A 23,287-nucleotide genomic window follows, 5' to 3' on the forward strand; every position below is an offset into this window, starting at 1 on the left:
ATCTGTTATGCGTTTAATATCGGCAATCCATTTCCCTTTGTTAGGCTCCAATAACAAATAGCCATCCTCATAATAGGATTGTAGAAGTTGCTTCATATATAGAGGGTTTCCTTGTGTAATCCTGTGCAAGAATGCAGAAAGGTCTGCCACATGTTCCCCTCTATCCATTAAAGAGTCCTCTACCCATTCTTGAATGTTTTCCTTCCCAAGAGTATGTAGAGGAACTTCCTTAATAGGAATATCAGCCTCCCGGACCCTTTGGATTGTTTTTAATAAGGGATGGGTTACCCCCACTTCATTATCCCTATATGCCCCAATCAACATCAAATATTGACAATTCCCCTGTGTAACCAGATATTCAATCAGCTCCAAGGAAGCAAGATCAGCCCACTGCAAATCATCGAGAAAAAGCACAAGCGGGTGGTTCTTAGCGGCGAAAATGTTAACAAACTGTTGAAATGTAAATAAAAATTGTTTCTGAGTATCGCCTGACAAACTTTCATTTTCATAAGTTTGTTCCCCTAATAGCCATTTAAGCTCGGGAATCATAGTGGTGAGCATGGCGATATTCCCTGTCAATTCTTGTTCAAGTTTTTCTTTCCATCGCTGAATGAGTATTGGACTTTCCGTCATAATTTGCCGAATAAGAGATTGAAATGCATGCATGATCGGAGCATATGGAACCTGTCGATGCAGCTGTTCGAATTTTCCTGAAATAAAATACCCATTCTCCCCAACGAGCGGTTTATGAATCTCATTCACAAGGGAAGTTTTCCCCATTCCTGAATTGCCATAAATGAGCACAAACCCCAAATCTCCTTGGCGAACCTGGTTGAAAATCGTTTCGATTTGTTTTACTTCCTGTTCACGTCCATATAGTTTGCATGCAGATTCAAAAATGCTGTTGATATCTTTTTTTCCAATTTGAAAAGGTTCTACTTTACCAAACGAATGTAGCTGAGTTAGGCAAATCACTAAATCCTCTTTTACACCAAAAGCACTGCTATATCTACTTTCTGGTGTTTTTGCTAATAATTTCATTATGATAGCTGACACCATATCTGGAATATCCTTTTTTACCTTTTTCGGCTCAAGAGGCATCCTTGCTAAATGAGCATGTACTAGCTTAATAGGGTCATTACTCGTAAATGGGAGCTTTCCTGTAAACAGCTGATAAAGCGTAACACCTAATGAATATAAATCAGTGCGATAATCCATTGATCGATTCATACGTCCCGTTTGTTCAGGTGAAATGTAGGGTAAATGACAATCTACAGCATTTGGGCGGACTGTCACGAAATAATTTTCTTGTTTCAAAGTAGTTGCATGATTAAATCCCGTTAATTTGATCCTATATGTTTTTGGATTGATCAAAATATTTTCTGGATTAATATTTTTATGAATGATTTGTTGCTGATGAATATAAGATAAAGCCGATGCTATATTTACCGCGATTTGTAAGGAGTCCGTTATATGGAACCCAGGATTGGATAAAAACAGCTCACTTACGGTTATACATGGGAAATATTCGAACACTATATAGGGGGAATTTAAATGCTTACCCATATTTAATGGTCGAAGGATAAAATCACCTTCTAATTTTCCGCTTACATTGTACTCGTGATAAATTGAAGCTGCTTCATGCGAAGTCATATGATAATTCTTTAGCACCTTTATTAGAACTTGCTTCTTCATTACCGTGGAATATCCCCTATAGAAGCAGCTCGTTTCGGTTTCGGTTTCTTTGGTCAACAACTTGTATCCTGGCAAATTGATTTGATCAGTCATTCATATCACCTACATATTTAGAAAATCAATTGTATAAGGAACATCTAAATTCAATGAATTTTTATTCCCATAGGGAAGGTTTAGTATTTATGTAAATTTAAGCAGGACTTTAACAAAACTTTAAATTGTCCAATTATACTATAACTACAGTGAATACGGTATTCTGGAGGGTGATTAAAATGAATAAAAACGAGATTATGACTGATCAAGTTCCTACAGTTGAGCAATATAAAGAATGGTTACTGTTAATCTTAGAGGCGAAAAAAATAGGCTTACAGCCAAATGAAATTAGGGAATTTCTCAGAAACTCTAAAAGTAAATCTAGGAAATGCTAAATTTATATCCAAACCCTCTAACCGTAGATATATATATCGGTTTTGATGGATTCGTTTCTATTTTTTTACGTAAATTGCTTATATGAACCATAACAGTTCGATAATCGCCAAGGCTGTCTTCTCCCCATATAGCATCAAATAATTGCTCGACACTATACACTCTATTTGGATGTTCTGCAAGTAAGCGTAACAGCATGAACTCCTTTGCAGATAGTGGGATCTCCCTGCCATTTTTTTTTACAACATAATTCTCTTTTTCAATGACTAGATCCGAGAAGGAAAGAATTGCTTTTTTTTGCTCAGATGCTTTGGCTTCTTCATCATCCTTCAGATCCCGATAACGCCGTAAATGCGCTTTCACCTTTGCCACGAGTAAACCTGGACTGAAAGGCTTCGTAATATAATCATCTCCACCAATTCGATGCCCTAGAATTTGCTCGACATCGTCTTCCCTTGCACTCAAAAACAGGATGGGCGCTTGCGTTGTTTTACGCAATATTTGACATAGTTCAAATCCATCCATATCCGGAAGAGAGACATCTAGAATGAATAAATCGGGCTTCTGTTCCTCCGCTATTCTAACTGCGGTTGCTCCATCCCCAGCAAAAAACAATTGAAATCCTTCTCTTTCCAAATATAGTTTTTGTATTTCTTGAATACTAGCATCATCATCAACAAGCATAATTTTTTCCCCCACATAAAACACTCCTTCCCATTGACTCTGATTTTTGGATTCAAGTATAGGAATGGTCCTGAACGGGTGTATCTTGAAGGTATACTAAAGACTTCTACATGAAAATATCTACTCAAAACTTATCTAAGGGCAAAATGATAACTATACTTATAACGTACTTAAATTCCGAAAAGTAACAAAACTTGATACTATTCAACTATTTTTATTATAAGTGATTGAGTGATAAGTTTCAATTTTGCAAAATAAAGCCAGCAGAGCCTGACAGCCATCTAAGTTAATACTCATTCTCCGCCGTACTGATACTGATCAGGTGCTATCCCTTTACTTGCTTTCACAAATGGACGAAATGGCTCTGGTTTCACCCCATGAATATGGTCAACTTTAGGGGCTGTCAAAAAAGGTGATTTACACTACAACTTTGTAACAAATAGAAACAGCCAAGAAACCAGTATTCATGCGGTATCGAGGCTGTCTTTTATTTGTTATAACTGCAAAAGTCAGGATATAATAAATTTAGTGAAAGTTCGCAACGATAGTAGAAGGGCTCGTAAGCATGATGGCTAAAATTTTTACCATAATAAAAAATTAAAGATGAATATTTCTCTATGGTCAGAGTGGTATACAAAATATCAATTAACCTATCTTTACATATGACATTTGTGCAAAAGTTGTACACTTAGTGCAAAGCAAAATTATAATGTTCTCTTTAATATATTTATAACGGAGGATAAACTTATGAACAGTAGTAAAGCATTTCATGATGTAATACAATATCTTGAAAAAACCATTTCTGATGGCTACGAAATAGATTATAACGAAATATCGAAAATTACTACTAGTCCGGCAGCTTTATTCCAGCGCATTTTTGTTTTTGTATCCGGAGTCAGCATCTCCGATTATGTAAGAAAGCGCAAACTGACATTAGCCGGATATGATCTGAAAAATAGCGATGTTTCTGTTCTAGATGTAGCAATAAAATATGGTTTTCAATCACATTCTTCATTTTCACGAGCGTTTAAAGAACATCATGGTATCACACCGTCAGAAGCGAAGCTAGAAACTACTAAACTAAATAATTATCCTCCGATTAATTATTTAGAAATGAGATTTATAGGAGGAAAACGTATTATGGCAGAAATGAAAAAGATTATTTATAAAGAAACCAAAGAACGCTTAATGGTAGGAATGTATCGTGAAACCTCATTTTTTGAGGCTGGAAATGTATGGAGAGACTTCTTCAAAAGTGACATTATTGAGAACTTAAAACTGCTGTCAGATGCAAAATGTTGCGAAGATATTGATTCAAATGATGGCATAGGTATGATGTATAATTTTAAAGATATGAATAATTTTGACTTCATTATCGGCGATTTTGTACAGGTCGGTACAGAATTACCAGAGGGTCTGCATGCAAAATATGTTCCTGGCGGCTTAACTGCGCATGTTCAGATTGAAGGGAATAATATTGCAGAAATACTTGATTCAGCCTATTTGTTAATTACTGAAGCAATTGAAAAAACTGACAGAGAAATTGATCATGATAATTTTTACTGGTGTGAAGTATACACGCACGAACGTTTTAGTATGCCTTTAAATCGGGGGGGAAAGGTAACAATAGATTATATATTGCCTGTTAAAACAAAATGAAGGATTAGTGCTTATGTTTGTAAGTGCTAACAAGATACCTATATACACACTTTGGCAAAAGATTTTGGAACACGATTATTGCCTGCCTCACTATCACGTAGAACCAGATGGTTAGCATTTTATGTCATTTCACTGTTTCAACAGCTATTCTCTTTTAAAGAAGGCATCGCTCCTTACAGCCGTTTCTGTTCAGACTATCTGCAGGATTCTGGAAAGCATACATTATGAAATGAAAAGTTACCGTAGGCTGCCTTCATTGATGAATTCTGGGCAATCCCTTTACCCTTAAATATCAATGCATCCTCATAGAGCCAAAAAAAGGAGCCAACAGCCTATATATAGTAGGCCGTTAGCTTCCTTTTCACTTTAAACAGACTTTTTCTGATCTCGTAATGTGGAGGATTATTTTACATACCGTTCCTAAAAACATAGACATCCATGACAAGCCAGGAGGCGGGTCATATCACTACGCCCTTTCTTCTATCGAATCGTTCGTGAAGTCTAATATCCCTTTATGAGCCGCTGATAACTGCAGCTCCGCGAATGCCGACATCACGCAAATAAATCGAGCCTTTATCTGTTTTATCAAAGATGAAGCTGACTCGGCTGATCTGCTCAGGCTGGAAAGCAGGATTCACTGTTTTGAGATCGGCAAGCCGGAAAGTAAAGTTCTGGAATATCGGCTCCCTAGTGGGCAGCAACGATGTAAACGGCCATTTCACAATATCTCCTTCAAGCATAGGCAGCAAGCTGGCAACACTGCTTAACGGCAGCGATGCCGTATTACCGCTCTTATCCGCTACCTGAACAGTCAAATCGACAAGCGCCTCCTGCATGCCCGACTTCTTCTTGTCTTCCCGGTCAGCTATTGAAAAAACGATGGAGCTACTTGCTTCTGCGGCAAGACCAGTGTCAGTCAAATCGACCGTATAGCTAGGAAGCCCTCTAGTCGTTGTGCGATTCCAGTCAAGCCGAACGGCACTGTACGAGCCAAAGTCATATTTCATCTTGACCTTTTCCTCCTTCCATTTCTTCAATGCGTTACCAACCAAGCGCCCACCGCTCATTGTCGTCGTAGACAGATCAATATCCTCATCAAAGTTTGTAATCAGCTTTGTGTTGCCATCCCAATAATTGCTGATGTACATCGTGTCGGGAAGCCACTCCCTGGCGTAACCGATGTCCTGGAATACGCTCCGGTATTGAGTTTTCTTCTGCAAAGTAGCTTCCAAGAAGGAAGAGATGAGCACCTTCGCCACCTGCAATTGTTCCTTCTGGGGTAAAAGCTGAGCTGTATTATAGAGCTTGTTGCCAAAGCCAACGCTGTCTCCCCTGCCCCATTCCGTATTGAACTGTCCATGGTTGGCGCCATACACATAGACCGCTGCTTTGAAGTGAGGACTTTTGTCTGAAAAACCGATTCGGCTGTATTGGCTCGCGCTGTCAAAAGAACTGACATCCATATCGTGCGAGCCATGAATCGCCAGATAGCTAATATCCTTCAACTGGGTTGGCTGACCAGCAGGCTTATATTGACCATCAGTTCCAGCAATAGAAACAATGGATCGAATCCCAAAGTTATAGTCAAATTTTATATTGCCATTCTCTGGAGACGCAGACAGCTTGTTGTATGCTGCAGCTACTGTCACCGCCTCGCTACCACGGGAATGGCCAATCAACGAAATTCGGCTCATATCCACTTTGTTGAAGAATGGATTGTCCCTTGTGTTATTCCATTCCTCCCATACCTTTAAATGCTCCAGCATAAGCCAGCCGCGAGCTGAATTTTCATTTTTCAACACCTTCAGCATGAACAAGTCATCATACGGTGAAGTATTCAAGAAATTCTCATCAATCGAGACAAAAATATAGCCTTTGCTGGCAAGCAAATTACCTAAATAAGCATATCCAGGGTCTGAATAATCGGTAGCCAGGTGATTGCCATGAACAGCGACGACTAAGGGAAAGGGCCCATTTCCATCGGGATACCAGACGAGCCCGTTAAGCGCCATCTGATCTGGCCCGAATCCAAATGTCTTTGTGCGGATTGAGGACCAATTTTTCACAAATGGCGATCCGTCCACTGGCTTCGTGGTCAGTGAATTTTCGGCATTGAATTCCTTTCGATAGCTGTTGGCGCTTCCGTACGTCAATGTCTTGATTTGATAAGAACCCGGTTCAGCTGGATTAGCCAGTGTAGCCAGATAACTGTCAGCTGCCTTCATGACCTGTAGCCGGTAGGGCTTTGGCAATTCGCCATTACCGTTGCCAAGCAGCCAATAACCGCCTAAAAGAATGCAGGCTAAGGTCGAACCGGCCATTATACTGGCGATTATTCTCGATACTTTGCTTGCCTTGCGATATTGGCCAGTCATCCAACGCCAAATCAACATCCCCAATAAGGAGAAGGACACGATCGTGGATATAGAGACAATAAACATTAACGGCAGAGGGCCGATAAAGCAGATAACTAGCAGGCAGAAGGAGGTAAGCGCAAGCCAAATGTAACGGGTGGGTATTTTCTTTATCCAATGAAGCAGCAGAGCTATTACACCAGCCAATAGCATCACAGCGAGCAGGAACACGACGATTCCGACGAAGTAAGGGATTGCTCCACGTGTTCCAATCATGTTGTACCCTTGCACGAAATATAGCAATAAAGCTATAATTCCCAGTGCAAGCGATGCTCCTTTCCATCCAGGAGAAAGCTGTGCCGGATATTTCAGGAATTTAGCGATATGCAATAATCCGAAGCTTGACTTTTTCTTTTCTTGCAATGCTGGATCTGACATAAAATCCCTTCTTTCTTTTTGGTTTAGATCTAGGCTGAATGCTGCCGCAAAATTGATTACAAATACCCAGCCTGTCCTTGTACTTGCACTAATCTTATAGCAGGAAATTAGATATGAAGCACGAAGAGGACAGTTAGCATAATTATGTAGAAAAGTTCTCAAACAGTTCGGGGCATTGTTTTCACTTAATAATGAAACATGACATTTATAAAGCCATCCTGATCTGGTTCATTACATATAGGAATAAATCCAACGGACGAAAATAATCGAATACTTGCCTCGTTAGTATGGTAAATACCTGCAACAATTTGTGTTATGCCGGTATTTACATATCTATTAATAATTTGTTCGAGCACTTTTTTTCCATAACCTTTACGTCTATAATCAGGCCTTATTATAGATGGATATATATGCCTTGTCTTCTTCTATTTCGAAATCAACTTTACCAATAAACTCGTTATTGTTTGAAATAATCCAGCAGTAAAAATCAGGTTTTGAAGCCACATAGTTTATATACTGCTCTGTCAGTTTCTCAACATGAAAACTATCATCATCATGGTACCAACTATTTATAAGTGCAATATGTTCGATGTTTATATCTTGAAAAACAAGTCTATCCATAGTTGCACAAACCTCCATTGCTACGAATATCTGCACATCCGATTAATCCTTTTTTTGTATTCAAATTAAATTAAATAATACTGGTAACAAAATCAGTTGATTGATGACATGAGTAGTAACATGACCGAGCATCGCATATGCTAATCCATGTTTCCAATATAAATAGCCAAAGCCAATTCCTGGGAAGAAGTTAAGCAACAAAGTACGAGTTACGGACACTGTGCTTAAACCAAACATTTGTGCAGTCGCAGGAAGATGTCCTGCTGCAAATATGAGCGCGGCAATCACAATTCCAGCAATATAAATTCCATTGTTATCCCTGGATTTTGTAATCTTGCTGGCAATCCATATAATAAGCGACATAAGTCCGAACCTTAGAAGCACTTCCTCAATTATGCCGCCGTATAATACACTGCTAAGAAAATTAAGCCAAGAGAACTCAAATTTCTCCTCCAATCCCAATGCCTCAGCAAATACCAGCTTTTCCGGGATAGCAATAAGGCTGGCAGATAATAGTCCGATGATCGCTGCTACAGCAATGCTTTTTCTGTTATACATAAACGGTTTGTTCAGGCTTACTTTCGGAGAGGCCCATGCTCCAATTACAGTTGCAATACTCGTCATTGCTGCCGTTTGGAGCATAGCAATGATAATAATGACTTGCTTCGACCCAAGTTGAGCCGCAACTTGACTTTCCATTTCAGGGGTTAATGTCATAACTTGCTGCACTCCTAAAACCGCACCTACTGCCAGCCCCAAAATCAATGCGGCAAAAACCTTTTTCATACTTAACACCTCCATATCATGTTTCGCGAATAGATTGAAGCCACTTCGCAATCTCATCGACAAGCTCGGATGATATTGGCTCATATGCTGATTTTTTATAAATTTTGTTCAATGCTAATAAAGAACAAGCTTCCTTCTGCTGTTTCAACATATGATTCAGATCATCAATCATAACAGTGCGGACATTTGCTAAAGCTAAATTTTTCAAATTATAAAAGGGCTCTATTGGCGATTGAACATCTTTGCTTCCGTTAATTGCCAGCACCTTGCACGTTAAAGAGGACAAAATATTTAAAATCTCTTTATCATTCAGAGATAAATGCTCTCTTAACCACTTGGCTTGAACGATCCGACCGCTAATCCTTACAGTGGCATCATTTGTTTGGGTTACTTTATCAAATAGCTGCTTCTGTTTAAGCCGCTGTTTTTCAGGCGACACGAGCTTGCGCAGGAGCACTCCAGAAAGTCCAGATTTATTGGCGATTTCTGATAATAACGCTTCATTTTGAGATGTCATTACGCTTTTCAATGATGTACCAGCACCAGCCAATAAAATTATCCCGTCTACATTGCTTCGGCTTGCAGAAAGTGTTGCTATAATCGTGCCTTCACTATGTCCCAGCAAAACAATCCTATTAAATGCGATGCCTTCATTTGAGTTGAAATAATCAATGATATCACATATGCATTGAACTGCATCATAAAGTCCCGCACGGTTAAAATCGCCTGTGCTTTCTCCTACACCAATTTTGTCATAACGCAGCGTCGCAAATCCCGATTTTGTCAATGCATCAGCTAGCTGTTTATAAAGGTTTGCCCGCATGCCTCTCATATTGCCATCGCGATCAACTGGGCCGCTTCCTGGGACTATTACAACGAGAATATCTGATTTGCTATCGTTTCCTGGTCTCACCAATGTTGCTCCGATTACCAAGCTCCCATGATCTACTGAAATTTTCATATTTTCTTTTATCATCGTATCCCCCATATCCATTTATCCTGTAACTGTTTAACTGATAATATATTCAACTTACGTACCACTGATTGATAACTTGTGTACATGTAGATATGTCTAATTGAGTTGTAAGCTCCATCCTGTTTTTATGTAATTGAGATGACTAAATTTGATTATGGTTTCTCATTTAGATTAAAAATACGTTGCAAGTTCCTAAAAATCATCTTAAATGTAGGTTCTTCATGTAACGGAAGAAACATCGGTTCCTTTTGTAACATTTTTAACAAATCATTTTTGATCGCTTGCTCATCGCGTGGAGCGTAAGAACTTGAGTTAATATTTTGTTCAATCCAATTATCAACTGTATAAAAATAATCATCACCACATATTTTCATAGGGAATGATATATTCTTACAAGTCTGATAGAAACGTTCCAACATACTTAATGCCGCTTTATGTCTCTGTTGTTGCATATAACCTAATGCCGCTTTATAATAAAACATAAGCTTTATATGAATGTTTAAATTTTCAATATTATAAAGGTTGATCACATTCTCAATCCGATTGATCATCTCATCAAACAACTTCCGATCATCTGAAGCATATTCCAAAAATTCTATTTCGCTTGATATCATAATCAATAGATGTTGAAATGTACTTATCTGCAATGTTTCTTTGGCTTTTTGTACATTTGCGAGCATAGCATAAGCCTTTGCGATCAATTTCTCTACTCCAAATTGAATGGGAACGTCATATCCAACACAATTTAACAGTTCTTGTGGCTTACCCATAATTAACAATGCGGAGGCGTGAATCACCTGTGCCTCTTGGTTCAAATGGTAGTCACCACTTAATGCGACTGTACGCTCACACAGTTCGATAACCCGCTTCAAAACCGTTTGTGGATGCTCGGAGTAAAAATAATGGTTTAGATATAGCTGGGAAATTCTTACCAGAAGTGGGTAGCAAGAATAGTACTCTTTAAGCATATCCTCGATATCATCCTGAACAGTCTCAAAACTTTCCTTGCTAAATCGTTGGGAAAAGTCTCGATAAACTTCCATTATTCTGATATTAGTAAGTTGCGGCTCATAGCCAAGCAGTTCATCTATGGTAACGTCAAGAAGTGTAGCCAATTTTGGAAGTAATGATAAATCAGGGTAACTTAAACCCTGTTCCCACTTTGACACTGCAGAATTCGATACTCCCACATAAGCAGCTACATCTCCCTGAGTCATGTCGAACTGTTTTCTGAGACGCACAAAATTTTCTGCAAATTTTAATTCTCTCATAATAAAAATCTCCTCAGTTAAAATAATAAATACGGGCAACAAGATTAACAAGCGAATTATAGTTGTTTTAAATCCCCAAAATCAACCATTGGTTGTTTGTGTTAACCATAAACAGTGGTTTGGATTTTACAACAACATAATACGACTTCCTCTATATCTTCTTTTCTCCAGAATCTGTCTCGTATATAGCACTTATGGCTACAAAAGGTTACATTAGTAGATCGACTCTCAAATTTCTTCCCGCAAACAACTTTAATGCCATACTACATACGCTAATGAAAAACGAAACAAGTTAGGCTGGCTTGAAAAAAATGCAATGGAAGTTGATAAGATTTCAGAATCGCTTATAACATTGTTACAATGTGGATAACCAAAAAATTATTATGTCCGATAAAACAAGTTTTTAAGTAGCAACGATAGGTTGCACCTTGGTGCGCCTAGAACTATCTTTACTTTAGTATTCACTCTTACAATAATGAAAAGCAAGGAGAGGTGATGAAATACGTGATTTTTAGTGAACGATTAAAAATTGAAAGAGAAAAAAGAGGTTGGTCACAAACGGATCTTGCTGAAAAAATTCATGTTAGTCGTCAGTCAGTTTCAAAATGGGAAACTGGCAAGAACTACCCCAGTATCGAAGTAATAATTGATTTGAGTGATATATTCGGTGTTACAATAGACGAATTGTTGAGGAGTGACGAAGAATTGAAAGAGAAAGTAATTCGAGATAGCAAACAACTAATGTATCCGAAATGGAAAGCGTTCTTTGACAGCGTGATTTTATTAGGGGCATTTTTATTAGCAGCAAAACTAATTATTATCGGTTTAAATCATTTTATTGGTATAAATATTATAATTCCAGACGGTTTACCAAAAATTATATCAAATTTCTTACCATTAGCTTTAATGGTGATTGGTGGCATTGGTTCTGATCAGTTAAAAAATAAATATATTGATTAATCAAGTAGAATTCCTTCGATTCTCAGGCGTGTAATACTTATTATAGGATACAATCACCTTTGTATTTTTCATTCGTGAGCACCCCCTTTATTAATTTTGCGATTTTTCGCACGATGGGGGGCGCTGTTCTTTAGGAGTTTTGCTTTTAAAAATTCAAACCGCCCCTATTCTAACTTGCAGTAAAATTGCATTTGTATTACTAATCGTTATACAAAAACATACAATAAAGAAAAATGAAAGGTAGAATACTTATGGCCGCTAAAACCGCAAATTCCTTGCTCGTGTTGAACCTGAAATAAAAGAAAAAGCTGAAGCGATCATGGTTAAATTAGGAGTGCCAGCTTCTGTTGTCATCAATATGCTTTACAAACAAATTATTATGACAAAGAGCATCCCTTTCTCTCTGTCCGTTCCCACTGCACCTGTTGCTTTCGATGAAATGGATGCAGCAGAATTTGAGGCCATGATGCAAACAGGGTTCGAAGAAGCAAAGTCTGATCGTTCCCGTCCAGCCGCCGATGTATTTGCAGACTTAAGACGGGCCGATGGCTGAAACCTACGTTGTAAAAATCACAACACAGGCACAGGAACAAATGCAGAAAGTCACACACTACATTGCTTCTGAACTAAAAGCCCCAGATGCTGTCAACTCAACCCTACTGCTTTTAGGGCGATTGATATGTTTCCTTAAACAGTAAGAATAAGGGTTTCCCGGCATTAGCATCTTCGTAAAAATGGTCGAACGAAAAATGCAATATCAGGAAACCCTTTATTTATCAGTGCTTTGAATAGTCCTATTTCTCCCCCCTTGACATCAAGACAACACACTCCACATGGCTCGTATGTGGAAACATATCCACCGGCTGTACTTCGAGTGTCATGTAACCGCCATCCTCCAATATCCGTAAATCCCGTGCTAATGTTGCCGGGTTGCAGGACACGTAGACAACCTTTTTTGGCTTCATTTCAATGATGGTTTGAAGCAGCGCCGCATCGCAGCCTTTTCGGGGCGGGTCAACGACCAAGACATCTGCTGCATTACCTTCTTCATACCATTTAGGAATCACAACTTCTGCTTGGCCGACGGCAAATTCCACGTTTGTTATGCCATTGAGGTCAGCATTGCGGCGGGCATCTTTAATCGCTTCTGGGACAACCTCTACCCCAAAAACCTTGCTCGACTTTTGTGCCAAAAATAAAGAAATCGTGCCAATGCCGCAATAGGCATCAATAACAGATTCCTCGCCGCTAAGGCCGGCATATTCCAGAGCCTTATCGTAGAGTACCTTTGTCTGTACAGGATTGATCTGATAAAACGATAAGGCCGAAATTGCAAATTTCACATCACCAATATAGTCATAAATGACTTCACTGCCCCAAAGCAATGTTGTTTTTTCTCCGAGAATGACGTTGGTTCGTTTCGAATTGACATTGTGAATAATCGACTTCACTTTAGGGAGTCTCGCGATTATTTCCTCTATCAGCTTGTTTTTATGAGGTATATCCTCAGTTCTTGTAATCACCACCACCATTAGTTCACCTGTTTGCCTTCCACAGCGAGCCATAATATGGCGCAGAACTCCTTTATGGGCCTCTTCATCATACGCTGGAATCTCTAATTTACGGCAAATTTCCTTTACCGTTTGGATCGCTTCGTTCACTTCCGGCAGCTGGATCAAGCTTTCGTCTGTATCAATAATTTCGTGGCTTCTTGGTTTGAAAAATCCAGCAATCAATTTGCCGTCTTTTTCACCTACCGGAACTTGAGCCTTGTTGCGGTAGTGCCATGGATTGTCCATGCCGATAATCGGATGTACTTGAACATCGTCCAGCTTACCGATGCGTGCAAGGACCTGCCGCACTTGATTTTCTTTATATTTAAGCTGTCCTTCGTAGCTAATGTGTTCCAGCTGACAGCCGCCATATTTATGTTTTTCGCTGGCAGGAATGTCCACGCGATAGGGACTCTTCTCATAAAGCTCGATTAACCGCCCAACTCCGTAGCTTTTTCCCGTTTTAATAACCTTGACCTTTGCTTTTTCACCAGGCAGTCCGCTTGCGACAAATAAGGGATAACCGTCAACCTTTGCCACACCCGCTCCGTCATGGGTTAAATCTTCAAATTCTACATCTATATAATCATTCTTTTTAACCGGCAATGTTCTACTCATGTATTTCTTCCTTTACACTTTATGTTTGCAAATCTATCCTCTCCAATTGGCGGATAAACCTCTCCAATTAGCGGATTGCACTCCTTAATTAGCGCCGTCCCACTGATAACTAGCAAAATTGTATCACAAAGCCTGGCTGATTGCGAAACACTCTGAGTAAAACAGGAGAGAAAATTGTCAGAAAATTTTTATTTAAAAATATAATAAAAGTGGATATGATTAAAACAATCCAATAAGAAAGGAGTGGATAATGATGATGATCAAGAAAAGTATTTGCTTTACCTCGTTCCTTGTCTTTTTGGCTTTTAATGTTATGTATCTTTCAAACGCACTCGTGAAAACACATCCGGTAGGCAAGGCTATTATCCAGTTAAACGACTGGAAGGTAAAAGCACCGTGGGACGATGAAAAGAAATATACTGCCACCCTATCAAACCTCTTTGAACTTTTTTTCATCTTATCCACAACGAAAATATCATCACCCTATTTTTCTTCAACCTTAAAACGCAACATATCCTTTCTTATCCCGATCTTTCATCAGTCTAATTATTTGATCCACATTCCTTAGGTATGATCTGTAAAAACATAACAAGGGAGGAAGTATTATGTGGATCCGCTTTCTTATCATTGGCTTCTTTTCACTATCCGCCGCCAGCATTTTTACCTATCAAGGAATTGAAACCTTCCATGCTTTTATGGACCTATTTAAACAAAAATGACGGGTGTTTTTTACCCCATTTTTTAAATGAACACCAGCCGACTGGCGAGTCCGCTAAGGCGGTTCATGAGGCGTAGATTTATGCGACATAGAAAGGCATAGGAAAATCCGGAAAAAATTTCACACTTTCCTATTAACCAAAAAAACAACGCTCAGAGAGACAACTTTTCTGGGCGTTGTTAAATGGCTATTGTTTCATTTTCGCGACTTTTTCTTTCACTTCTTCAATATTGTGCATCTTATTATCCCAGCATTTTTTGCTTAGGTCGACTGGATATTCCTCTGGATTCATTGTTCGCTTATATTCATCCCATAATGCATCAAGATTTTGTTGTAAATATTCACGCGACTCTTCTAAGCATGGAACTTCATAAACAAGCTCTCCGTTTACAAAAATATCCTCATGGAGCTCTTTTGCCGTAAAGTTCGTCACCACTTTGTTTATATACGTATGGGTCGGATGGAACATGCTTAGACGTTTTTCCGGCAGTTTTTCGTTCTCCATTGCAATGTAATCCCCTTCGGCATGACCGTTCCGATTATTAATAATCCGGTAAACTTTCTTCAGGCCCGGAGTTGTCACTTTCTCAGGATTAGATGAAATTTTTATCGTATCTTCCATCTCTCCCGTTTCATTTTCAATTGCTACTATTTTATAAACAGCCCCCAAAGCGGCCTGATCGAATGCAGTAATCAGTTTAGTGCCGATTCCCCAGCTGTCAATTTTGGCCCCCTGTGTTTTTAGGTTAATAATCGTATACTCGTCCAAGTCACTTGAGGCAAAAATTTTTGCATCCTTAAAGCCTGCTTCATCGAGAAGTTTACGTGCTTCCTTAGACAAATAAGCTAAATCTCCGCTATCAAGGCGAATCCCGACGAAATTAATTTTGTCACCTAATTCTTTGGCAACTTTAATGGCATTTGGTACACCAAGGTGAAGTGTATCATACGTATCCACCAAGAAAACGCAATCTTTATGGGTTTCAGCATATTTATGGAAGGCAGTGTACTCATCCTTGTAAGCCTGGACCAGCGAATGGGCATGTGTCCCCGAAACCGGAATGCCAAACATCTTACCTGCCCTGACATTGCTCGTAGCAGCAAATCCGGCCAAATAAGCGGCTCTCGTTCCCCAGACGGCTGCATCCATTTCCTGGGCCCGCCTTGTTCCAAATTCCATCGCAATATCAGAACCAAGGACCTGCTTGATCCTTGATGCTTTGGTGGCAATTAATGTTTGATAGTTCACAATATTAAGTAAGGCTGTTTCGATTATTTGTGCTTCTGCTAAAGGAGCGTCAACTCGTAACATCGGCTCATTGCCAAAAACAAGTTCTCCTTCCTTCATTGAGCGAATCGTCCCGGTAAACCGCATATTTTTTAAAAAATCTAAAAAGTCATCCTTATAGCCCACTTCGTTTTTCAAATAATGAAGGTCTTCCTCACTAAAACGGAAGCCTTGAATAAATTGAATGACTTTTTCAAGGCCGGCAAACACGGCATACCCGTTCCCAAACGGCAGCTTACGAAAATATAAATCAAAGACCGCCCGTTTATTATGAATGCCATCACGCCAGTATGTTTCTGCCATATTAATCTGGTAAAGATCTGTATGCAAAGTGAAACTATCATCGTGGTAAATGTGTTTCATAATCGCCCTCCATAATACTATTACAGCTTTACACCTTTTTTACAATCATATCATTAAAATACTTATTTCACCATAGCGCCCAGTGTTTTTTCGAAATGTCCCAAGGCCCAATCATGCCCCGCGGAATTGAAGGAAGCAACAGCATCTTTATAGACGACAATTTTAAAACCTTTGTTGTAGGCATCGACGGCCGTATGGAGAACGCAAATATCGGTACATACACCTACTAGATGGACTTCTGTAATTCCCCGTTCCCGTAATTTTATTTCCAGGTTGGTACCAGCAAAAGCAGAATATCTTGTTTTATCCATGAAAACAACATTACTGCGTTGTTTGTTTTCCTCGTAAACCTGTTGCAATGTTCCATATAAATGTCTGCCATCTGTTTCACGCAAATTATGAGGTGGGAATAGCTTTGTTTCAGGATGGTATTCGTCGCCTTTGTCGTGAACATCAATAGCAAATACGACATAATCACCGTTATCGATAAATTCTTTCGTCAGTTCCGTAATTTTTCCTTCGATGTCCTGCCCTGGCTTACCGCAGGTTAACGCACCGGCATCAGCAACAAAATCAAACGTATAATCAATATTTATTAACGCCCTCACCCTAATCGCTCCTTTTTTCGGCTGTCTTGACTCTTGTCTTTAATTCATTATACACGTTAACGAAAAAAAATTACAATTTTCAAAACTGCTAGAGAGAGCGCTAATAACCAGGCCACTTCACCTGTCGGTTATGAAAAAAAGTTCGTTCCACGATAGGAACGAACACTCTTAACTATATCTTTTTCCCGACACCCAATCGGTTGGGCGGTCATTTGGCCGAATGTCTTTTAGCGGAACAAATACCTCCAAGTGCCGGTACAGATTGGCGAATTCGGCTGGTAACAAGCCGCCGTATTCTCCGTCTAAATTCACTTGAACTTTTTCATTGGATTGAACTTTAATCCGATTTGCTTTCGTATAAATCACATTGGGGTCATTCACGTGCTCGCCGCGGATTGCCAGTGTAACAATCCGAATAAATTCTGCAAGATTAACCTTTTTCAAAATTAATAAAGAAAATAGGCCATCGTTAATCGAAGCATCGGGTGCTAATCTTTCAAAGCCGCCAATGGAATTGGTCAGACCGACAAGAAACATCATCGTTTCGCCTTCAAACAGCTTTCCATCATATTCGATGCGTAAGTTCGAAGCTTTAATCGAAGGCAGCATTTCGATTCCTTTTAGATAATAGGCGAGCTGACCAAGCATGGTCTTTAATTTACTTGGAACTTCATAGGTAAGCTCGGTGAGTCTGCCTCCACCGGCGATATTAATGAAATACTTATCATTGATGCGGCCAATATCGACAGGAATCAGCTCACCATTGGTAATAATGTCCACAGCTGAAGCGACATCACGGGGAATATGCAGAGCACGGGCAAAGTCATTCGTCGTACCGGATGGAATAATTCCTAATTTGGGGCGAAACTCCTGCTCAGCTAATCCGTTTACTACCTCATGAATCGTTCCGTCCCCACCAGCAGCGATAACCACATCAAACTGACGCTCAACAGCGATTCGTGCTGCTCGCGTTGCATCACCGGCTCCGGTTGTTGCATGACAGGATGCTTCATATCCGGCTATTTCCAGTTTTTCAAGAATTTCCGGCAAATGACGCTTAATCATTTCGCGCCCTGATGTCGGATTATAAATCAATCTCGCTCGTTTCATAAATTCATCCACCTATTTTTAAAATCCATAACGGTTTAGTCTGTTCAATATTTTACCAATTAACACTGCCACTTACAAATAATTTGTCAGGCAAGCCCATTAACTATCATAAACCATTTTATTTTTTTTGCAAAAAACAAGTAATGATTTACTTCCAACGAGAATTTTGTACACGTCCTTCCTACTTTTATTTTTCAAATTCAGATATTTCAACGGAATTCTACCATTTTCCCATGTTACAATATAACTACAAATTTACCAAATAAGGGATTGGTATAAATGTTTTGGCTTTTGCTGGCCGTTTCATATCTAATTGGCAGCGTTCCCACCGCCTTAATCGTAGGTAAATTATTCTTTGGCGTTGATATCCGTGAACTCGGCAGCAAGAACCCCGGAGCCACCAACACGCTTAGAGTCCTGGGAAAAAAGTCAGCTGTTTTTGTCCTGCTGATTGATCTTGGGAAAGGTGCACTTGCGGCTTACCTCCCACTGTTCTTCCACCTTAGTGCTGAACCATTATATTTTGGCTTGGCTGCCGTCATTGGGCATTGTTTCCCGATTTTCGCCGGATTTAGAGGCGGCAAGGCTATTGCTACTACCGCCGGGGCTTTGATGATTGCGGATTTGCCGTTACTATTAATTGCTTATGTAACGTTCTTTTTCGTTATCCTGCTAACAAAATATGTATTTCTTGGGTCGATTTCTGTCGGCATAAGCCTGCTCGCTTATGATCTATATTCAGTCAGGCTGGATTTTGAATTGATCTTCTTATTATTTTTCATCCTATTGATTTATCTCCACCGTTCCAACATTCGAAACTTCATTCTCGGCATTGAGCCGAAAATTAATGATAAAAGTTTAAAAAATGATCGGATCCCTCCAAAGGGCGGAGGATTTAAGACATGAGAAAAGAGGGTCGGCTTTTTACTGCGCCCTCTTTTTATGAAAGACAGTTTACCTTCGTTCACGGCCGGTTTTGTCCTTCATCCCGCTTATGAAAGACAGTTTACCTTCGTTCGCTGCCGGTTTTGTCCTTCATCCCGGTTTTATTTTATTTTAATAGTGTAGAAATAATGCTTTCTGCCACTGTTTGCCACATATCCGGTTCAGTTTGATACCTTTTTCCAAGGCTTTTGTACATTGCCAGCTGCTTTTCTTGGAAATCCGCTGCTTCCTTGTCTGGTAAGGAAGCCCGCTCTTTCTCGACAAGTTCCTGAATTTTTGGTGCACGAGGCCCCCAGACAGCAACTTCCTCCCCTTCCTGATCGATAAAGATAAAAATGGGAATAGCTCTTGATGTACCATTCGTTAAATATTGATCCATCAGTTCAAGGTTTTGATCCCGAAGCAGAAAGTGAACTTCAATTCCCGCCGTTTCTGCAATCCGAAGCAACACTGGGTTATTTAACAGGGCATCCCCGCACCAATCCTCTGATATTACAAGGGCGCGTATTTTGTGCTGCCTTAATGCTGCCAGTTTACTTCGATCATTCTCCGTTAACGTGAAGCGTTCATAAATCGAAAGCATTTCCACCTTATTCCTTTTCATTGAATTTATGTACTCCTCAACCGTCATTCCTTTTTGGAACCATGAATTTAAATCCACAATATCGAACTCCTTTCATTTCCTTTATCATAAATGTTTTTGTTTGTCCTTACAATGATAGTACTTACAAATAGTACCATTACTATATTAAAAGTATTTATAATTATGGTAAAAAAATAATATTTTCTACTGGAAATGCTTTCAATAAATTGATAGAATATTAAATATAGGGGAAATATTATTATAATTATTATTCTAAAAAGGGGGAAAATGGATGTCTGATCAAACTTTACAACTTATTTCGATCACCATCTATATCGTAGGTATGCTCTGGATCGGCTGGTATGCCTACCGAAAAACTAGCAATCTTACAGATTATATGCTTGGGGGCCGGTCGTTAGGACCTGCGGTAACCGCTCTGAGTGCAGGCGCCGCCGACATGAGCGGTTGGCTGTTAATGGGGCTGCCTGGCGCCATTTATGTCAGCGGGCTGGCAGAAGCCTGGATCGCCATTGGTTTAACTATTGGTGCCTATCTAAACTGGTTATTCGTTGCACCGCGCTTACGTTCCTACACGAAAGTGGCAAACGACTCAATTACCATTCCAAGTTACTTGGAAAACCGCTTCAAGGATAATACAAAGTTGTTGCGTGTTGTCTCTGGAATTGTTATTCTTCTGTTCTTTACATTCTACGTTTCTTCCGGAATGGTTTCCGGTGCTGTCTTCTTTGAGAACTCCTTTGGTACTAGTTATCATATTGGATTATTTATTGTTGGCGGCGTTGTCGTGGCCTATACATTGTTCGGTGGTTTCCTTGCCGTAAGCTACACTGACTTTATTCAAGGCTTGATGATGCTGATTGCCCTTCTCCTTGTTCCGGCAATTGGAATTTTCAAAACCGGTGGCCCTGCCGAAACATTTGATACGATCCGGGCAATTGACCCAACTTTACTAGATTTGTTCAAAGGCACAACCTTTATTGGGATTATTTCTGCTGCGGCATGGGGGCTTGGCTACTTTGGTCAGCCGCACATCATTGTCCGCTTTATGGCAATCAAAACCGTTAAAGAAACAAAAAGTGCCCGCCGCATTGGAATGGGCTGGATGATTTTCTCCTTGCTTGGGACAATTTTTACAGCATTAATTGGGATTGCCTATTTCCATGAAAACACGGCCCATATCCTGAAAAATCCGGAGGCTGTGTTCATTTCCTTGAGCCAGATTTTCTTCCATCCGCTGTTTGCCGGATTTGCTTTAGCTGCTATCTTGGCCGCGATTATGAGTACGATTTCGTCACAATTAATCGTTACCTCCAGTGCCCTGGTTGAAGATTTATATAAGGTCGTCATGAACAAAAAAGCCACCGACCGCCACCTTGTTTTCTTAGGCAGAATGGCCGTTCTGCTCGTAGCTATAGTTGCTATTGCCCTCGCATTCAAACAGGATAACACCATTTTAAACCTGGTTGCCTATGCATGGGCTGGTTTCGGAGCTTCCTTCGGTCCGGTTATTCTTTTAAGCTTATTCTGGAAAAAGATGACGAACTGGGGTGCTTTGTCCGGAATGATTGTCGGGGCTATCACCGTTATTGTTTGGAAAAACTTTGACCTTGGAAAAGTTATTTTCGGACAATCCTTGTATGAAATCGTTCCAGGCTTTGTATTTAACCTTATGGTTGCTGTCATCGTCAGCTTGATTACCTATAAGAAAAATGAAGAAATCGAAAGCGAATTTGATGAAAGTGTTCGTTTATTAAGAGAAGAACAATAAGAATTATAGAAGAGAAACGCTCAACCCGAGCGTTTTTCTTTTTAAGCAGGTCGTGTTCTTCATTACTCCTCAAATAGAATCCTCACTTTCAGCCAACAGAATAGCAAACTCATCCTAACTCTACATTTTTGATGGCTTACTATTTTTGCATACAGCCAATATAATAGAAGTAGTAGTATGAATATGTTTGAAGGAGTGAAAAGGATGAAAAGCCAAATGAAAATTTGGATTATTGGGCTCGTCTCATTTTGTATGTTATTCGGCACATCACTGTCCTCCACCTTTGCCGCAACCAGCAAAAAGGTTCTTGGCAATGAATTCATCAATGGGCTTGTTTTATTCAAGGAAAACGGAAAATACGGCATGATCGACAAAAAAGAAAAAACGGTAATTAAACCGGTGTATGACGAGATCTACCCATCAAGGTCATTCAAGAATTTCGTATTGGTTAAAAAGAACAAGAAGTACGGAGCCGTTAGTGTGAAGGGAAAGGTGATTGTTTCTCCAGTATATGATTCCGTTGAGTACGGGAACAGCAGCCTGATCATCGTTGTTAAAAATAAAAAATATGGACTCATTAGCACCAGCGGCAAGACAATAGTCTCTCCCAAATATGAAAAAATTTCCCGCTTCTCTAATGAAGTCGCTTATTACAAGCAGAACGGGAAATACGGCATCATCAATTCAAAGGGGAAAATTATTCTTAAAGCAAACTACGAAAAAATAACCGCCAACACCAACGGCATCTTTACAGTAGTTCAAAATAAAAAGTATGGTTTAGTCGATCACAATGGTAAAGTCATTGTAAAGCCAGCCTATTCTAGCATAGGTTCCTTCATAAATGGTTTAGCACATATCCGCGATGGCGGAAAGTACGGGGTTATTAGCATAACGGGAAATATCATTTCCCCACCCAAATATGATTATATCTCAACCTTTTTCAATGGTTATGCCCAGACAAGATTCAATAATAAATTTGGTTTCATTAGTACAAAGGGGAAAGTGGTGGCTGAACCAAGTTTTGACTCTGTTGGTGTGTTTAGAAATGGCTTAGCACCAATAAAAGTAAATGGTCTACTTGGGTTTATTGATACCACCGGAAACATCGTGATTAAGCCACAGTATGACGCAGATTACGAGAGTGACGAAGGTGGATTGTTTGAATTTTGGCAGGATGCAGCGGTTGTTTCCAAAAATGAAAAGTTTGGTATTATTAACAAAAAAGGCGCTGTGGTACTCGATTTCAACTACGATTATATCAGCCATTTCAACCAAAAAGGGTTAGCGGTTATCAGGCAGAACCATAAATACGGCATCGTGAATTTGGCGGGGAAAATTATTGTAAAACCAACCTATGACTATATGCGACTGGCCAGCTATGCCGACGGTGAGATTAATGGGGATTTCGTTATCTATAAAAAAGGCAGCAAAGAAGGGGCCATTGATAGTAAAGGAAAAATCATCATTACAGCGAAATACGACCGGATTGATCCATTAGAATATAAAGGTTTGATCAGAGTGATGAAAGGGTCTAAATATGGACTCGTCACCTCATCCGGAAAGGTACTAGTTGAACCAAAATATAGCGAGATTGGCCTCTTTTATCCAAGTAATTATCATTTGGCAAGTGTTGTTTATAAAGGAAAATCCGGCTTTATCAATGAGCAGGGAAAAATCGTCATTCAACCGCAATATGATCAAATAAACAGCTTTCATGAAGGTCTGCTCTATGTGAAAAAGGACGGAAAAGCTGGATTTATTGATAAAAATGGAAAAGTGGTTATAAAGCTGATTTATAAATAAAACAAAAATGTACCGGTAAACTCGGCTTGTATCACTTCT

General features: G+C 39.6%; 19 protein-coding genes and 1 pseudogene. 7 read left to right on the forward strand and 13 right to left on the reverse strand.

Annotated elements, in window-relative coordinates; genetic code table 11:
* Nucleotides 1–1,788 (reverse strand): serine/threonine-protein kinase (locus JK635_RS08525; protein WP_202653531.1); only part of this gene is annotated, 1,788 nt, incomplete at its 3' end.
* Between the two features lie 179 nt (nt 1,789–1,967).
* On the opposite strand from JK635_RS08525, the gene JK635_RS08530 reads away from it, so the two are divergent.
* Nucleotides 1,968–2,123, forward strand: a complete 156-nt coding sequence (locus tag JK635_RS08530) for an anti-repressor SinI family protein (RefSeq protein ID WP_306792927.1) — start codon at nt 1,968–1,970, stop codon at nt 2,121–2,123.
* Here JK635_RS08530 and JK635_RS08535 read toward each other — a convergent pair.
* Complete coding sequence (locus JK635_RS08535; RefSeq protein ID WP_202653532.1) at nt 2,110–2,805, reverse strand: response regulator transcription factor; 696 nt, start codon at nt 2,803–2,805, stop codon at nt 2,110–2,112. The two genes, JK635_RS08530 and JK635_RS08535, sit on opposite strands and share 14 nt — an antisense overlap.
* 747 nt (nt 2,806–3,552) lie before the next feature.
* Between JK635_RS08535 and JK635_RS08540 the strand changes: the two genes are divergently transcribed.
* Nucleotides 3,553–4,464: an AraC family transcriptional regulator gene (locus JK635_RS08540; RefSeq protein WP_202653533.1), complete on the forward strand. Its 912-nt coding sequence runs from the start codon at nt 3,553–3,555 to the stop codon at nt 4,462–4,464.
* Nucleotides 4,465–4,976: 512 nt separating this feature from the next.
* Here the strand turns inward: JK635_RS08540 and JK635_RS08545 are convergent.
* The 6 genes from JK635_RS08545 to JK635_RS08570 form a co-directional block, all read right to left on the reverse strand.
* A complete protein-coding gene (locus JK635_RS08545; protein WP_202653534.1) occupies nt 4,977–7,256 on the reverse strand; it encodes an MFS transporter in 2,280 nt (759 codons plus the stop codon).
* Between the two features lie 185 nt (nt 7,257–7,441).
* A complete protein-coding gene (locus JK635_RS25455) occupies nt 7,442–7,666 on the reverse strand; it encodes a GNAT family N-acetyltransferase (protein WP_202653601.1) in 225 nt (74 codons plus the stop codon).
* Complete coding sequence (locus tag JK635_RS08555; RefSeq protein WP_202653535.1) at nt 7,641–7,877, reverse strand: hypothetical protein; 237 nt, start codon at nt 7,875–7,877, stop codon at nt 7,641–7,643. Before JK635_RS08555 ends, JK635_RS25455 begins: the two co-directional genes overlap by 26 nt.
* Nucleotides 7,878–7,937: 60 nt before the next feature.
* Nucleotides 7,938–8,663, reverse strand: coding sequence for a CPBP family intramembrane glutamic endopeptidase (locus tag JK635_RS08560; protein ID WP_202653536.1), 726 nt, complete (start codon nt 8,661–8,663; stop codon nt 7,938–7,940).
* 16 nt (nt 8,664–8,679) lie between these two features.
* Entirely contained in the window at nt 8,680–9,639 is a 960-nt protein-coding gene (locus JK635_RS08565) for an alpha/beta hydrolase (RefSeq protein WP_202653537.1), read from the reverse strand.
* 152 nt (nt 9,640–9,791) lie between these two features.
* A complete protein-coding gene (locus JK635_RS08570; protein ID WP_202653538.1) occupies nt 9,792–10,910 on the reverse strand; it encodes a helix-turn-helix domain-containing protein in 1,119 nt (372 codons plus the stop codon).
* 504 nt (nt 10,911–11,414) lie between these two features.
* Here JK635_RS08570 and JK635_RS08575 point away from each other — a divergent pair.
* Complete coding sequence (locus tag JK635_RS08575; RefSeq protein WP_202653602.1) at nt 11,415–11,870, forward strand: helix-turn-helix domain-containing protein; 456 nt, start codon at nt 11,415–11,417, stop codon at nt 11,868–11,870.
* Nucleotides 11,871–12,159: 289 nt separating this feature from the next.
* Nucleotides 12,160–12,423: pseudogene (locus tag JK635_RS08580) on the forward strand (type II toxin-antitoxin system RelB/DinJ family antitoxin); the annotation flags it as partial.
* 241 nt (nt 12,424–12,664) lie between these two features.
* On the opposite strand, the gene rlmD reads toward JK635_RS08580, so the two are convergent.
* From rlmD to JK635_RS08600, 4 genes are all read right to left on the reverse strand, one after another.
* Nucleotides 12,665–14,041 carry a 23S rRNA (uracil(1939)-C(5))-methyltransferase RlmD gene (gene rlmD / locus JK635_RS08585; protein WP_202653539.1) on the reverse strand — a complete coding sequence of 459 codons (1,377 nt, stop codon included), beginning with the start codon at nt 14,039–14,041 and terminating at the stop codon, nt 12,665–12,667.
* 905 nt (nt 14,042–14,946) lie between these two features.
* Complete coding sequence (locus JK635_RS08590) at nt 14,947–16,410, reverse strand: nicotinate phosphoribosyltransferase (protein ID WP_202653540.1); 1,464 nt, start codon at nt 16,408–16,410, stop codon at nt 14,947–14,949.
* Nucleotides 16,411–16,472: 62 nt separating this feature from the next.
* Entirely contained in the window at nt 16,473–17,018 is a 546-nt protein-coding gene (locus JK635_RS08595) for a cysteine hydrolase family protein (protein ID WP_202653541.1), read from the reverse strand.
* 168 nt (nt 17,019–17,186) lie between these two features.
* Nucleotides 17,187–18,128 carry a diacylglycerol kinase gene (locus JK635_RS08600; protein ID WP_202653542.1) on the reverse strand — a complete coding sequence of 314 codons (942 nt, stop codon included), beginning with the start codon at nt 18,126–18,128 and terminating at the stop codon, nt 17,187–17,189.
* A gap of 279 nt (nt 18,129–18,407) precedes the next feature.
* Between JK635_RS08600 and plsY the strand changes: the two genes are divergently transcribed.
* On the forward strand, nt 18,408–19,034 hold the full coding sequence (plsY, locus tag JK635_RS08605; protein ID WP_202653543.1) for a glycerol-3-phosphate 1-O-acyltransferase PlsY: 627 nt from the start codon (nt 18,408–18,410) through the stop codon (nt 19,032–19,034).
* A 145-nt stretch (nt 19,035–19,179) separates the two neighbouring features.
* Here plsY and JK635_RS08610 read toward each other — a convergent pair whose 3' ends face one another.
* Entirely contained in the window at nt 19,180–19,734 is a 555-nt protein-coding gene (locus JK635_RS08610) for a thioredoxin family protein (protein ID WP_202653544.1), read from the reverse strand.
* Nucleotides 19,735–19,948: 214 nt separating this feature from the next.
* On the opposite strand from JK635_RS08610, the gene putP reads away from it, so the two are divergent.
* Nucleotides 19,949–21,445 carry a sodium/proline symporter PutP gene (gene putP / locus JK635_RS08615; protein ID WP_202653545.1) on the forward strand — a complete coding sequence of 499 codons (1,497 nt, stop codon included), beginning with the start codon at nt 19,949–19,951 and terminating at the stop codon, nt 21,443–21,445.
* Nucleotides 21,446–21,649: 204 nt separating this feature from the next.
* Complete coding sequence (locus JK635_RS08620) at nt 21,650–23,248, forward strand: WG repeat-containing protein (RefSeq protein WP_202653546.1); 1,599 nt, start codon at nt 21,650–21,652, stop codon at nt 23,246–23,248.
* Nucleotides 23,249–23,287: the final 39 nt, after the last annotated feature.

The organism is Neobacillus paridis (assembly GCF_016765675.1).
In the GTDB taxonomy this organism is placed as follows: domain Bacteria; phylum Bacillota; class Bacilli; order Bacillales; family Cytobacillaceae; genus Neobacillus; species Neobacillus paridis.

Bases quoted from the DNA above. Each gene is read 5' to 3' on its own strand.
- JK635_RS08545 (WP_202653534.1), bottom strand. From the start codon at position 7,256: ATGTCAGATCCAGCATTGCAAGAAAAGAAAAAGTCAAGCTTCGGATTA.
- JK635_RS08570 (WP_202653538.1), bottom strand. From the start codon at position 10,910: ATGAGAGAATTAAAATTTGCAGAAAATTTTGTGCGTCTCAGAAAACAG.
- JK635_RS08560 (WP_202653536.1), bottom strand. From the start codon at position 8,663: ATGAAAAAGGTTTTTGCCGCATTGATTTTGGGGCTGGCAGTAGGTGCG.
- JK635_RS08590 (WP_202653540.1), bottom strand. From the start codon at position 16,410: ATGAAACACATTTACCACGATGATAGTTTCACTTTGCATACAGATCTT.
- JK635_RS08555 (WP_202653535.1), bottom strand. From the start codon at position 7,877: ATGGATAGACTTGTTTTTCAAGATATAAACATCGAACATATTGCACTT.
- putP (WP_202653545.1), top strand. From the start codon at position 19,949: ATGTCTGATCAAACTTTACAACTTATTTCGATCACCATCTATATCGTA.
- JK635_RS08565 (WP_202653537.1), bottom strand. From the start codon at position 9,639: ATGATAAAAGAAAATATGAAAATTTCAGTAGATCATGGGAGCTTGGTA.
- JK635_RS08540 (WP_202653533.1), top strand. From the start codon at position 3,553: ATGAACAGTAGTAAAGCATTTCATGATGTAATACAATATCTTGAAAAA.
- JK635_RS08620 (WP_202653546.1), top strand. From the start codon at position 21,650: ATGAAAAGCCAAATGAAAATTTGGATTATTGGGCTCGTCTCATTTTGT.
- plsY (WP_202653543.1), top strand. From the start codon at position 18,408: ATGTTTTGGCTTTTGCTGGCCGTTTCATATCTAATTGGCAGCGTTCCC.
- JK635_RS08530 (WP_306792927.1), top strand. From the start codon at position 1,968: ATGAATAAAAACGAGATTATGACTGATCAAGTTCCTACAGTTGAGCAA.
- JK635_RS08535 (WP_202653532.1), bottom strand. From the start codon at position 2,805: ATGCTTGTTGATGATGATGCTAGTATTCAAGAAATACAAAAACTATAT.
- JK635_RS08600 (WP_202653542.1), bottom strand. From the start codon at position 18,128: ATGAAACGAGCGAGATTGATTTATAATCCGACATCAGGGCGCGAAATG.
- rlmD (WP_202653539.1), bottom strand. From the start codon at position 14,041: ATGAGTAGAACATTGCCGGTTAAAAAGAATGATTATATAGATGTAGAA.